Genomic DNA, 12,387 nt, shown 5'->3' on the forward strand with positions numbered 1-12,387 from the left:
GCCTCAGAACCACTGACCCGGTTCCATCAGCCCCAAATCCAGCAATTGTTGCGAGGTCCATGTGAACGGCACCGTATTGTGCCAGGCGAAACTGCTGATGGCCTGGGACGAGCCGGGGTTGCATTGCAGCGCCTTGGCGGCGCGGAACGAACAGACCGTCGCGGTCAGATTGTGGTGCCAGGGGCAGGAATAGGTGTTGTATTCCGGCTGATCAAAGGTGTGATCCGGCTGCAGCCGCAGCCCGCGCGCCGCCCGGAACAGCGCGATCCGGTCGATGCGGCGGCTGGCGGCGGGGACGTGTTCCTCGAACCGCCAGCGCAGGCCGCCAAAGAAATCCAGCTGCCGTTCCAGCGGCTCGCCGGTGTCGGGCGCGTGGCGCGCCAGCGCGTAATATCCCGAACGATCGAAACAGGCGCGATCCAGGGACACCGCATCGGGATACCGGGCCAGGTCGTCGGCATAGAGGTCGATCACATAGGTCAGCATGGCGTCGCGCCGCTCGCCGGCGTGAAAGGCCAGCATCTCGCCGACGCTGCGGGTCTCGCGGAACGGATAGAACAGGTATTCCGCGTTGTAGCCGTAGTAGAACCAGGTGCCCGGGGCCGCCGCGATCAACCGGTTTACCGCGTCACAAACCGCCATTGCCGGGCCGCAATCATGGTCGATGCGATGCACCCGCGCGCCCAGCTCGGCGGGCAGGGCAAAGCTGGGCGGCATCAGGGCCAGCACCGCGGCGAACCCGCAATCCAGGTGATGGCGCAGGGTGCTGTCCAGCTCGACCTCGTCCTCGACAAAGATCAGTGCCACCGGACCCCGGTCAAGAACCGGGCGACCCTGTTTCAGAAACGCGTCGAGTGAGGAATAGCTCATGTCGGTGCCCGGTGCTGCCATTCTGGTCTTTCGGCCGAAACTCGGGTAATTCCCGGTGCATTGCAAGCCATCGCCAATCGGTCTAAGTCAGGCCGCTGATCCATCTTTGTGAGGCAAAGCGCATGACCGCCCCCAAGAAACTGTTCATCAAGACCTATGGCTGCCAGATGAACGTCTATGACAGCGAGCGCATGACCGAGGCGCTGAGCGGACAGGGCTATGTCGCGACCGACAGCCAGGACGACGCCGACATGATCCTGCTGAACACCTGTCACATCCGGGAAAAGGCGGCGGAAAAGGTCTATTCCGAACTGGGCCGGTTCAAGGGGCTCAAGGCGGAAAAACCCGATCTCAAGATCGGCGTGGCCGGCTGTGTCGCCCAGGCCGAGGGCGAAGAGATCATGCGCCGCCAGCCGATGGTCGATCTGGTGGTCGGCCCCCAGAGCTATCACCGTCTGCCCGAGCTTGAGGCCCGCACCCGCGCCGGGGAAAAGGCGCTGGACACCGATTTTCCCGCCGAGGACAAGTTCGAGGTTCTGCGCAAACGGCCCAAGGCGGCGCGCGGACCAACGGCGTTTCTGACGGTGCAAGAGGGCTGTGACAAATTCTGCGCCTTTTGCGTCGTGCCCTATACCCGCGGCGCCGAGGTCAGCCGCCCTGTCGACCGCATCCTGACCGAGGCCCGCGATCTGGTCGAGCGCGGCGTGCGCGAGATCACCCTGCTGGGCCAGAACGTCAACGCCTATCACGGCGCCGGGCCGGATGGCGACATGACGCTGGCGCAGCTGATCTGGGAACTGGACGGGATCGACGGGCTGGAGCGTATCCGGTTCACCACCAGCCACCCCAACGACATGACCGACGATCTGATCGCGGCGCATGGGTCATGCGCCAAGCTGATGCCCTATTTGCATCTGCCGGTGCAGTCCGGCAGCGATCGCATCCTCAAGCGGATGAACCGCAGCCACTCGGCCGACAGCTATCTGCGGCTGATCGAACGCATCCGCGCGGCGCGGCCCGATATTCTGCTGTCGGGCGATTTCATCGTCGGTTTCCCCGAAGAGACGGAACAGGATTTCCAGGCCACGATGGATCTGATCGAGGCGGTCCACTACGGTCAGGCCTATTCGTTCAAATATTCCCCGCGCCCGGGCACCCCGGCGGCCGAGCGGCCGCAGGTGGCCGAGGACGTGGCCTCGGACCGCCTGCAGCGGCTGCAGGCGCTGATCACCCGCCAGCAGCGCGCCGTGCAGGACGCCATGGTCGGGCGCCACGCGCATGTCCTGTTCGAGCGGGCCGGCCGGTTTGACGACCAGATGGTCGGCAAGTCGGAATATCTGCATGCGGTGCATGTCACCGATGCCGATGTCCGCGCCGGCGATCTGTGCCGGGTGCTGATCACCGGTTCGGGGGCCAATTCACTGGCGGGCCGGGTGATCCGGGCGGGCTGATCCCCGAAAAAGGTGATGCGTCCGGGCAACGCGGCTGCCGGAAATGGCGGCAAATCGCGCGAATGCGCCCTTTTTATGTGCAACTTTCGGCTGAATCCGGTAAGGGGCCGCCGAGCGCTCGGCCCGTTTTTCGAACCGGCACGCGCGCAGCCAGAGAGGGGGCGTCATGTTTCTGCGAATGGAAAAACCGGTCCGTGCGGCCGCGATGGCTTTGGTTCTGGGCGGTGCCGCTGCGACCGCGCAGGCCGGCAATGTCGCGCCGGTGCCCGCCGATCCGGCGGTGATCACGCCCGCGCCGGTCTGGCGCGGCGTCTATGCCGGGGCCAGTGTCGCCTATGCGTTCAACGGGGATGACCGCGTCGGTCATCGCAACCCCGGTGGCGCGATGGTGGCGGTGCCCGGCACGCTGGAACAAAGCGGCGTCAACTACGGGCTGCGGCTGGGGTGGCGCGGCGAGCGCAGCCAGGGCGCCCGGTCCTTTGTCTATGGTGTCGAACTTGGCTATGACGCGGGCAAGGCGGACGATTCCCTGGCGACGGCCACGCATACTGCCTCTGTTTCGCTGAACAACGTGCTGTCGCTGCGCCTGAAATCCGGCCTGACCAACGCCGCGCGCAACACGCTGTTCTATGGCATCCTGGGCTATGCCCGCGGCGATTTCGACTATGCGGTGGCAGGCACGGCGGCGGGCGACACGATCGCGATCAATACCGGGCTGTCGGCGAATGGCTATGTGCTGGGGCTGGGCGCGGAACGTCAGTTGACCGACCGGCTGTCGCTGTTCGGCGAATGGGAATATCTGAACTTTGGCAGTCAGCGCCTGACGGATGCGAACGGCTCGTCGACCCAGGCGACGCCGAAATACCAGAACATCCGCATCGGTCTGAACTATCGATTCTGAGCGCGCAACCATAGGCTGTTTCGCGGTGACCCCTCTCTAGGTGGCGTAGTACGGTCGTTTTTTGTTTCAATCTCGTGAAATTCGCGCCGGGCGGCTTGCGTCGGGGCCGCGAACTTGGCACGCTTGTGCCAGACCGCCGCAATGGCAAGAGCAGGAGAGCGGATTGGCCACAGGTGCCCTGACCCCACCGCAGACCGACATGTCAGCCCCCGAAGTGCTGGTCGAATTCCCGGATAACCGCTTGCTGATCGACCTTTGTGGCGAATATGACCGCAACCTGGCCGACATCGAACAGAAGATCGGCGTCCAGATCGTGCGCCGCGGCAACCAGCTGTCGATCCTCGGCGACGAGGACAGCCAGAAACAGGCCGCCGAGGTGTTGCAGTCGCTGTATTCCCGGCTGGAGGTCGGGCGCGACGTGGAAACCGGCGATATCGACCGCGAGCTGCGCATGGGCGGTTCGGATGCCGGCACCGGCGTCCGGGATGGCGATCAGCTGGAAATGTTCAATGGCGGCGAGGTCGAGATCAAGACCCGCAAAAAGCTGATCGAACCGCGCACCGCGGCGCAAAAGGCCTATGTGCAGTCGCTGTTTTCGAATGAACTGGCCTTTGGCATCGGTCCGGCGGGCACCGGTAAGACCTATCTGGCGGTGGCCGTGGGCGTGTCGATGTTCATCGGCGGCCAGGTCGACCGGATCATCCTGTCGCGCCCGGCGGTCGAGGCCGGCGAGCGCCTGGGCTTTTTGCCCGGCGACATGAAGGACAAGGTCGATCCCTATATGCAGCCGCTCTATGACGCGCTGAACGATTTTCTGCCGGGCAAGCAACTGGCCAAGCTGATCGAGGAAAAGCGCATCGAGATCGCGCCATTGGCCTTTATGCGCGGGCGCACCCTGTCCAATGCCTTTGTCGTTCTGGACGAGGCGCAGAATGCCACGTCGATGCAGATGAAAATGTTCCTGACGCGGCTGGGCGAGGGCAGCCGCATGGTGGTCACCGGCGACCGCACCCAGGTCGACCTGCCGCGCGGTGTGCCCTCGGGGCTGGCGGATGCGGAACGGCTGTTGTCGGCCATTCCCAAGATCGGTTTCAACTATTTCACCTCAAAGGACGTGGTGCGCCACCCGCTGGTGGCGGCGATCATCGAAGCCTACGAGGCCGACCCGCCGGCGGCCTGACCGGCGCGGCGGCCAGAACCCCGCGCCCAGAACCCGCCGGCCCGGGTCCGACGACCCGAATCCGGCGCCCTATTCGGCCCACATGCGCAAAAGGTTGCTGCGCGATCTGGCCAGCAGCTGATATTGCGCATCGTCATCGCGCGTCTGCGCCTGCGACATTGCCTGCCACAGGTCGAACAGAATCTCGCGCTGTTCGGCGTGGCGGACATGGCTGGTGATCCAGCCCACCACCACGATCCGGCTGCCCCGCGTCACCGGTTCGACCCGGTGCAGCGTGGTCGAAGGGTAGAGCAGGGCCTCGCCCCGCGACAGTTTGAACTGCCGCTCTTCGAGCCGGTCGCTGATCGTCAGTTCGCCGCCATCATAGCTGTCGGGTTCGGACAGGAACAGCGTGAACGACAGGTCGCTGCGGGCACCGCTCATCAGGGCGTTGTCCACGTGGTCGCCGTAGCGACCGCCGCCCTGGGTGCGCGAAACGATCATCCGGGCAAACCCGCGCGGATAGGCGAGCGCGGCAAACAGCGGATGCGCCGTCAGGCCCGCGCGCACCTTGGCCAGCACCGCCTCGGTTTCGGGGCCGGGGGCGGCCTGCAGGTTGTCCTTGACCCGCCGGGCCGCGGCGCCAGCGGTCTTGCGGCCATCCTCGAATTGCAAATTCAGCGCCGCCTCGCACAGAACCGCGCATTCGGCCGCGCCGAAGATGTCGGACAGAACCGCCTGCATGACCCTAGTCCTGCTGAAGAGCGATGATTTCGGCCCAACCGCCCGCTGCCGCCAGAGCCGACGGGTCGGTGGCTGCGTTCCGGGCGGTCAGCTCGGGATAGAGCGCGTCCAGCCCGTCCAGTTTCGCCAACAGGGATTGCCCGGCCTTTGCGGCAGCGGGATCCGGATCGACCGCCAGCGCCGCGGCCCGGCGGCGGGCGGTTTCATAGAAACCCCAGCTGTCGCGGTATTCGATCGGCACCTCGACGCTGCCATCGGTGACGCCGCCCTCGTACTCGGCATGGGCCAGAACCAGCAGATCCTTGATCGCCAGAATCCGGTCGCGCAGCGACAGGTTCGCTGCAGCACCCGATGCTGCCACCGCCGCCAGCACTGCGTCCCGGGCTGCCGCCACCTGTTCGTCGGCTGCGTCCTGTGTCACGGCTTGGGCAAAGCTGGCGGCGGCCTCGTCAAAGCCCGGCGCGTTCAGTTCGGCCAGTTTCGGGGCGATATCCTCATAGATCGCATGGTGGGACTCCTCCATATGCGCGCGTGCCGCATCGCGCGCGCCGGACAGGTATAGCTGGGCGATAATCAGATAGGTGCCCTCGAAATACCCCAGCTCGGTCAGAAAGACCGAGGGGCCGTCGCCCAGAGTGATGCCGGCTTCGCCTGCCTCGCCTGCTTCACCGGCTTCGGCCGAGGCGGCATAGACCGCAGCGCCTGCAGTCAGAACCGGCAGGGCCAGAGGTGCGGCGGCGGCCAGCGAGGTGGCCGTCAAAAGGGCCAGCTTGCGCGGCCGAACGCGGCGGACGGGTTTGGCGGGGGATTGTGTCATAGAAGGCTCCAATTTTAACCTAGTAAATCTATCAGGTACTTTTCATAGTAAAACAGTCAGGATGTCAATGGCGGGAATTTGACCGGTTTTATCTTGTTCGCCCGGCGCGGACGGTTAGACAGGCCGGCATGTGCGTTGATACAAGACTCGAGGACCCGCGGTGGCAGGGCTGTGATCTGGCCGGGCTGGCCGAATCCGCCGCCGACGCGGCGTTGCGGCATCTCGGGTTGCAGCCCGATCTGTGCGAGATTTCGCTGTTGGGCTGCGACGATGCGGCGATTGCCGATCTGAACCGCGACCATCGCGGCCAGGCGGGGCCCACCAACGTGCTGAGTTGGCCGGCGGTGGACCTGGCGGCCGAGGCGTCGGGGGCGGTTCCGTCCCTGCCACAGCCGGATTTCACCGGCGAGATCGCCCTGGGCGACATTGCCCTTGCCTATGACACCTGCGCGCGCGAAGCCGCCGCGGCGGGCAAGCCCATGGCCGACCACGTGACGCATCTGGTGGTGCACGGTGTGCTGCATCTGCTGGGGTATGACCATATTCGTGACCCGGATGCCACTTTGATGCAGCGACTTGAGGTCGAGATACTTGGCAGACTGGGGCTTGATGACCCATATTGAGAGACACACGAGGCCACGAGGCCCCCATTCGGACAGGATTGATGGACGACAAAGACGGCAGTTCTGACGCGGCGCAAGGCGCGCGGTCCCAGGACGATACGGCACCAGAGGCGGGCTCGGGTCCCGATCAGGGCGAGGCGGCGGAACGGGCCGGGTTTTTCGGGCGTATCCTCGAAGCGCTGGCACCGGCCGACGAGGCGCAGGGCGACATCGTGAATGGCGCCGTCACGGCTCCGCATGGCATGATCAACCTGCGCCGGATGCGGGTCGAGGATGTCGCCATCCCGACAGCCGACATCGTCGCGGTCGCCAACAGCATCAGCCTGGACGAACTGGTGCAGGTGTTCCGCGACAGCGGCATGACCCGGGTTCCGGTCTACGAGAACACGCTGGACACGCCCTTGGGTTTCGTCCACCTCAAGGATTTCGCGCTGACCCACGGATTCAATGGCGGCACGGCCGAATTCGACCTCATGTCGATGTTGCGCCCGCTGCTGTTCGTGCCGCCCTCGATGCCGATCGGGGTGCTGCTGGCCAAGATGCAGACCGAGCGGCGGCACATGGCGCTGGTGATCGACGAATATGGCGGGGTCGATGGACTGCTGACCATCGAGGATCTGATCGAACAGGTGGTAGGCGAGATCGAGGACGAGCATGACACCGACGAGGACCAGACCTGGATCCGCGAGAAACCGGGCTGTTATCTGGCGCTGGCCAAGACGCCGTTGGCCGATTTCGAGAACGAAATCGGGCAATCGCTGACCGATCACGACCAGGTCGACGAGGAAGAGATCGACACGCTGGGCGGGCTGGTCTTCATGCTGTCGGGCCGGGTTCCGGCGCGGGGCGAGGTGGTGCCGCATCCGGACGGCCCGGAGTTCGAGGTGATCGACGCCGATCCGCGCCGCATCAAGCGGCTGCGGGTGCGCCTGCCGGACCGTACGGGATGAGCCCAGCCCGGCGCTGGCGTCTGCCGGCACGCATGGCGTTGGCTGCCCTTTTGGGCGGTGCGGCGGCGCTGGGCCTAGCCCCTTACCAGGCGTGGCCCCTGACCTTGCTGGCGCTGGCGCTGTTGCCTCTGTTGCTGTCGGGCGCAGAGCGGCCCGGTCAGGCCGGGTGGATCGGCTGGGCGCTGGCCACCGGCTATTTTGCGCATGCACTGATCTGGATCGTCGAACCCTTTCAGGTGGACGTGGCGCGGCATGGCTGGATGGCGCCTTTTGCCCTGGTGTTTCTGGCCGGTGGTCTGGCGCTGTTCTGGGCCGCCGCCTTTTGGGCCGCGTATCGGTTTGCAACGGGGCCGGCCGGTCGGGTTTTCGCGCTGATCGTGACCCTGTCTCTGGCCGAGCTTGCGCGTGCCTATGTCCTGACAGGCTTTCCCTGGGCGGCGCTGGCGCAGATCTGGACCGGCAGCGATGTCGCGCTGCTGCTGGCCTGGATCGGGCCGCAGGGGTTGGCGCTGGCGACGCTGCTGGCGGCACTGCTGCCAGGGCTGGCGATGATCCGGCCCGGACCATGGCCGCCGCGCCTGGCCGGCCTGCTGCCGCTTGCGGTGCTGCTGGTTGCCGGGGCGGCGCTGTCCGGGCGCTTGCCGCAGAATATCGCCGCGACCGCCGTCGTGCGGGTCGTGCAACCGAATGCACCACAAAACCAGAAATGGGACCCGCAGATGATGCCGGTGTTTTTCGACCGGCTTGTGGGATATACGGCGCAGACGCCGCATCCCGACTTGATCGTCTGGCCGGAAACCGCCGTGCCGACGCTGCTGGAATGGGCCGGTCCGGCCTTTGCGACTATCGCCGACGCCGCGCAGGGTACGCCTTTGGCGCTGGGCATCCAACGCAGCGAGGGCGCGCGCAGCTACAACTCACTGGTGCATCTGGACCGGACGGGGCAGGTGGCCGCGATCTATGACAAGCACCATCTGGTGCCGTTCGGCGAGTATTTCCCCGGCGGCGATCTGGCGGCCCGGTTCGGGCTGCGCGGCTTTGCGGCGCGCGAGGGCGACGGGTACAGCGCCGGACCCGGGCCGCAGGTGATCGATTTTGGCGCGGCGGGACGGGGCCTGCCGCTGATCTGCTACGAGGCGGTGTTTCCGCAGGATGTGGCGGGTGCAGCCGAGCGACCGGATTTCCTGTTGCAGATCACCAATGACGCCTGGTTCGGCCGGTATATCGGCCCTTATCAGCATCTGGCACAGGCGCGCATGCGGGCCATCGAGCAGGGTTTGCCGCTGGTGCGCGCGGCCAATACCGGTGTTTCTGCGATGATCGATCCCTGGGGGCGGACGATCGCCGAACTGCCGCTGGGCCAGGCCGGCTATCTCGATGCCGCGCTGCCGGCCCCGTTGCCGGCGACGCTGTATGCCCGAACGGGTGACTGGCCGATCTTGGCGGTGCTGCTGGCGGCCGCGTTGATGGGGTGGTTTCGGCAACGCAGCAAATAAAACCCGTTTAGTTGATTGACCTCGGCGGTTGCGGGGCTTAACCCGACCGCGACCTGCCACAACGGCTTCCTGACGTGGCGGAGTAAACCCCAATGGAGCGCTTTCATGTCCCGTAGTAATTATGTCTTCACCTCGGAATCGGTTTCCGAGGGTCACCCCGACAAGGTCTGCGACCGCATTTCTGACGCCGTCCTCGATGCCTTTCTGGCCGAAGAGCCCGAGGCGCGGGTGGCCGCAGAAACCTTTGCCACGACCGACCGCGTGGTGATCGGTGGCGAGGTGGGGCTGAGCGATCAGGACAAGCTGACCGACTATATGGGCCGGATCGACGAGATCGCCCGCGCCTGCATCAAGGATATCGGCTACGAGCAGGACAAGTTCCATCACGCGACATGCGAGATCACCAATCTGCTGCACGAACAGTCCGCCCATATCGCCCAGGGCGTGGACGCGGCCGAGGACAAGGACGAGGGGGCCGGCGATCAGGGCATCATGTTCGGCTACGCCACCAACGAGACACCGGCGCTGATGCCGGCACCGATCCAGTATGCCCATGCGATACTGCGGCGATTGGCCGAGGTGCGCAAGGACGGGTCGGAACCGGCGCTGGGGCCGGATGCCAAAAGCCAGCTGTCGGTGATCTATCGCGACGGCGCGCCGGTCGGCGTCGGTTCGATCGTGTTGTCGACCCAACATCTGGACCCGGACCTCAGCAGCGGCGACATCCGCGACATTATCGAGCCCTATATCAGCCAGGTGCTGCCCGAGGGCTGGCTGAATGCCGAGACCGAATGGCATGTCAACCCGACCGGGAAGTTCGTGATCGGCGGGCCTGATGGCGATGCCGGGCTGACCGGGCGCAAGATCATCGTCGACACCTATGGCGGGGCCGCGCCCCATGGCGGCGGCGCGTTTTCCGGCAAGGACCCGACCAAGGTCGATCGCTCGGCCGCTTATGCGGCGCGCTATCTGGCCAAGAACATCGTGGCCGCCGGTCTCGCCGACCGCGCGACCCTGCAGCTGAGCTATGCTATCGGCGTGTCTCGGCCACTGTCGATCTATGTCGACACGCATGGCACCGGACAGGTGCCGGATGCGCAGATCGAAAAGGCCGTTGGGCAGGTGATGAACCTCACTCCGCGCGGCATCCGCGAACATCTGCAGTTGAACAAGCCGATCTATCAGCGTACCGCGGCCTATGGCCATTTCGGACGAGAGCCGGATGCCGATGGCGGATTCAGCTGGGAAAAGATCGACCTTGTCGAGACGCTGAAAGCAGCGGTCTGAGTCTTGTCACGACATCCATGTTCGGGCGGCGGCGCCGCCACCCGGCCCGACTCGCGACCTGGCGGTGGCGCCGGGGACGGGGTCAGAAACTGACGCCCAGCCCGATGGAATAGCCATCGTAATCGTCGCTGAAGGCATAGGACAGCATCAGCCGCGCACCCGCCAGATAGGGCACGCCGGTGTTTACCGTGCCGATCTCGACGCCGACCCCGACCTTGCCCAGCCAGTCCAGATTGACCACATCGCCCTGATCGCCCGGAAAACTGGACAGGCTGCCCTGAAACACCGCCTTGACCGGTTTGCCAAAGGCCTGCCAGCCCTGGATCGGAATCCGCACCCGCCCCAGGGCGGTGGCGGTGGTGATCCGCGCCTTGGCGTTCAGGTCCGAGGACCCGCCGATCGGATGCAGCATCATCTCGCTGTAGCGCAACGAGAAATCGACCTCGCGCGTGCGCAGATATCGCTTGTAGACCAGCATCACCGCGCCGCCATAGCCGCCGGCGGTGATATCGCCGCTTTTCAGGAAATCCAGATCGGTGTTTCCACCACCGGGCGGGTTCTGGCCCGAGAGGTTCGCATCGGCGGCAATCCGGCCAAGGGACAGGTTCACGACCGGACGCAGCACCCAGTACTGGTTGAGGGCGAAATCCCAGCCGACGCCGCCGGTCACGGCATACGAAGACCAGCGGGCGCTGACATCCAGCCCCGGGACCGGCCCCGACAACAGGAATTCCGGCGAATAGTTCTGATAGCCCAGGTAAGCTTCGAGATATAGCGGTGTGCCGACCACCGGGTTGAACCCGCCGCCGATCTGGCCCGAGCGAAAGGTGCTCTGCGCCCCGGAAAAGCGCGAAAATGACAGGAACGAGGCGGATGGCGTGGGCACCGTGACCAGTCCCAGCGTGGCCAGGGCGCGCTCGGAGATGCCGTCGATGCCGCCGGTGACCGCCTGCGCGGCGGCCGGCGACTGCAGCCCGGCTGACAGCCCGGCGGCGATCAGTGGCCCCCAGAACCGGGCGCGAAATGGCTGCGCGCCGGTGCTGGTTCGGCCCGCGAAGCATCGGAATATCCGAGATATTTCAGATGGATGGAGGGTTTCCCGGGGTCTGCATTCCCGGGTTGTCCTGTTCCGGATGTCGCCGCTTTTGTGTCCGATACATGTTCGGCCGATGGTGGAAATAATCCGCTTCACGCACGCAATCCTTCTGGCGCAGATAGCTTTGACATCTAGCGATGAGGCCCGCATGTGTCAAAGCTGCGGTGCCCGTTGCAGCCTGCCCGGCTTGCGGCTAAACCGCCGGTCATGAGCACTCCGACCCGCCCGCACCGCAATTTCTATGGCCGTCTCAAAGGCAAGAGCCTGAAGCGTAGCCAAAAGGAATATCTAGACCAGGATCTGGCCGCCCTCTCTCCGGGCGCCGTCGGCTGGGATGAAAACCCCCAGCGGGTACCGCTGGATCTGGCGGCGCTGTTCGACGATCGCCCGGTCTGGCTGGAAATCGGCTTTGGCGGCGGCGAACATCTGGTGCATCAGGCGGCGTCCAACCCGGATATCGGCATCATCGGTGCCGAACCCTATATCAACGGCGTGGCGATGCTGTTGGGCAAGATCCGCCGGGCGGGGGTAAGCAATCTGGCGGTGCATCCGGGCGATGCCCGCGACCTGATGGACGTGTTGCCCGATGGCGTCATCCAGCGCGCCTTTCTGCTCTATCCCGATCCCTGGCCGAAGAAACGGCACCATCGCCGCCGGTTCGTGACACCCGAACATCTCGGACCGCTGCACCGGGTGATGGCGCCCGGCGCGGTCCTGCGGGTGGCGACGGACATTCCCGACTATGTGCGCCAGACCCTGGAACAGGTGCCCCGGGCCGGGTTCCGGTGGCTGGCCGAGCGTCCCGCCGACTGGCGCACGCCCTGGGACGACTGGCTGTCGACCCGCTATGAGCAAAAGGCGCTGCGCGAGGGCCGCGTGCCGCATTACCTGACCTTTCGCCGCCGATAGGGCTGTTCCGTTGCACGGCCAGGCCCGAAACTGCGCGGAAAAAGCCAGTTGTGGACCCCGTCGCGAGCATGCGTTAATGCGGAT

General features: G+C 65.4%; 12 protein-coding genes and 1 riboswitch. Of the genes, 8 read left to right on the forward strand and 4 right to left on the reverse strand.

What is annotated here, in order from left to right:
* Nucleotides 1-3: 3 nt before the first annotated feature.
* Nucleotides 4-870: a hypothetical protein gene (locus ACFMPD_RS13140; protein WP_380995101.1), complete on the reverse strand. Its 867-nt coding sequence runs from the start codon at nt 868-870 to the stop codon at nt 4-6.
* 122 nt (nt 871-992) lie between these two features.
* On the opposite strand from ACFMPD_RS13140, the gene miaB reads away from it, so the two are divergent.
* From miaB to ACFMPD_RS13155, 3 genes are all read left to right on the forward strand, one after another.
* Nucleotides 993-2,321 (forward strand): tRNA (N6-isopentenyl adenosine(37)-C2)-methylthiotransferase MiaB, encoded by a 1,329-nt coding sequence (gene miaB / locus ACFMPD_RS13145; RefSeq protein WP_380995103.1) that lies wholly within the window; start codon nt 993-995, stop codon nt 2,319-2,321.
* A 166-nt stretch (nt 2,322-2,487) separates the two neighbouring features.
* Nucleotides 2,488-3,222 (forward strand): outer membrane protein, encoded by a 735-nt coding sequence (locus ACFMPD_RS13150; protein ID WP_380995106.1) that lies wholly within the window; start codon nt 2,488-2,490, stop codon nt 3,220-3,222.
* Nucleotides 3,223-3,385: 163 nt separating this feature from the next.
* Nucleotides 3,386-4,402, forward strand: coding sequence for a PhoH family protein (locus ACFMPD_RS13155; RefSeq protein WP_380995109.1), 1,017 nt, complete (start codon nt 3,386-3,388; stop codon nt 4,400-4,402).
* A gap of 69 nt (nt 4,403-4,471) precedes the next feature.
* Here ACFMPD_RS13155 and ACFMPD_RS13160 read toward each other — a convergent pair whose 3' ends face one another.
* Together ACFMPD_RS13160 and ACFMPD_RS13165 are read right to left on the reverse strand one after the other, a co-directional pair.
* Nucleotides 4,472-5,125, reverse strand: a complete 654-nt coding sequence (locus ACFMPD_RS13160; protein ID WP_380995111.1) for a Fe2+-dependent dioxygenase — start codon at nt 5,123-5,125, stop codon at nt 4,472-4,474.
* 4 nt (nt 5,126-5,129) lie between these two features.
* Nucleotides 5,130-5,942, reverse strand: a complete 813-nt coding sequence (locus ACFMPD_RS13165; RefSeq protein WP_380995113.1) for a hypothetical protein — start codon at nt 5,940-5,942, stop codon at nt 5,130-5,132.
* 128 nt (nt 5,943-6,070) lie between these two features.
* Between ACFMPD_RS13165 and ybeY the strand changes: the two genes are divergently transcribed.
* From ybeY to metK, 4 genes are all read left to right on the forward strand, one after another.
* Nucleotides 6,071-6,565 carry an rRNA maturation RNase YbeY gene (gene ybeY, locus ACFMPD_RS13170; protein WP_380995115.1) on the forward strand — a complete coding sequence of 165 codons (495 nt, stop codon included), beginning with the start codon at nt 6,071-6,073 and terminating at the stop codon, nt 6,563-6,565.
* 41 nt (nt 6,566-6,606) lie between these two features.
* Complete coding sequence (locus tag ACFMPD_RS13175) at nt 6,607-7,515, forward strand: hemolysin family protein (protein ID WP_380995118.1); 909 nt, start codon at nt 6,607-6,609, stop codon at nt 7,513-7,515.
* Nucleotides 7,512-9,011 (forward strand): apolipoprotein N-acyltransferase, encoded by a 1,500-nt coding sequence (gene lnt, locus ACFMPD_RS13180; protein WP_380995121.1) that lies wholly within the window; start codon nt 7,512-7,514, stop codon nt 9,009-9,011. Before ACFMPD_RS13175 ends, lnt begins: the two co-directional genes overlap by 4 nt.
* A 50-nt stretch (nt 9,012-9,061) precedes the next feature.
* Nucleotides 9,062-9,111, forward strand: a riboswitch (SAM-SAH riboswitch).
* A gap of 5 nt (nt 9,112-9,116) precedes the next feature.
* Complete coding sequence (metK, locus tag ACFMPD_RS13185) at nt 9,117-10,298, forward strand: methionine adenosyltransferase (RefSeq protein ID WP_380995124.1); 1,182 nt, start codon at nt 9,117-9,119, stop codon at nt 10,296-10,298.
* A gap of 82 nt (nt 10,299-10,380) precedes the next feature.
* Here metK and ACFMPD_RS13190 read toward each other — a convergent pair whose 3' ends face one another.
* Nucleotides 10,381-11,184, reverse strand: coding sequence for a hypothetical protein (locus ACFMPD_RS13190; protein WP_380995126.1), 804 nt, complete (start codon nt 11,182-11,184; stop codon nt 10,381-10,383).
* Nucleotides 11,185-11,601: 417 nt separating this feature from the next.
* Between ACFMPD_RS13190 and trmB the strand changes: the two genes are divergently transcribed.
* Nucleotides 11,602-12,303, forward strand: a complete 702-nt coding sequence (trmB, locus tag ACFMPD_RS13195; protein WP_380995128.1) for a tRNA (guanine(46)-N(7))-methyltransferase TrmB — start codon at nt 11,602-11,604, stop codon at nt 12,301-12,303.
* The last annotated feature ends 84 nt before the right edge of the window (nt 12,304-12,387 follow it).

The sequence above is a fragment of the Sedimentitalea sediminis genome (assembly GCF_042687825.1).
Taxonomy (GTDB): Bacteria; Pseudomonadota; Alphaproteobacteria; order Rhodobacterales; family Rhodobacteraceae; genus Sedimentitalea.

Bases quoted from the DNA above. Each gene is read 5' to 3' on its own strand.
- ybeY (WP_380995115.1), top strand. From the start codon at position 6,071: ATGTGCGTTGATACAAGACTCGAGGACCCGCGGTGGCAGGGCTGTGAT.
- metK (WP_380995124.1), top strand. From the start codon at position 9,117: ATGTCCCGTAGTAATTATGTCTTCACCTCGGAATCGGTTTCCGAGGGT.
- miaB (WP_380995103.1), top strand. From the start codon at position 993: ATGACCGCCCCCAAGAAACTGTTCATCAAGACCTATGGCTGCCAGATG.
- ACFMPD_RS13160 (WP_380995111.1), bottom strand. From the start codon at position 5,125: ATGCAGGCGGTTCTGTCCGACATCTTCGGCGCGGCCGAATGCGCGGTT.
- trmB (WP_380995128.1), top strand. From the start codon at position 11,602: ATGAGCACTCCGACCCGCCCGCACCGCAATTTCTATGGCCGTCTCAAA.
- ACFMPD_RS13140 (WP_380995101.1), bottom strand. From the start codon at position 870: ATGAGCTATTCCTCACTCGACGCGTTTCTGAAACAGGGTCGCCCGGTT.
- ACFMPD_RS13165 (WP_380995113.1), bottom strand. From the start codon at position 5,942: ATGACACAATCCCCCGCCAAACCCGTCCGCCGCGTTCGGCCGCGCAAG.
- ACFMPD_RS13175 (WP_380995118.1), top strand. From the start codon at position 6,607: ATGGACGACAAAGACGGCAGTTCTGACGCGGCGCAAGGCGCGCGGTCC.
- ACFMPD_RS13150 (WP_380995106.1), top strand. From the start codon at position 2,488: ATGTTTCTGCGAATGGAAAAACCGGTCCGTGCGGCCGCGATGGCTTTG.
- lnt (WP_380995121.1), top strand. From the start codon at position 7,512: ATGAGCCCAGCCCGGCGCTGGCGTCTGCCGGCACGCATGGCGTTGGCT.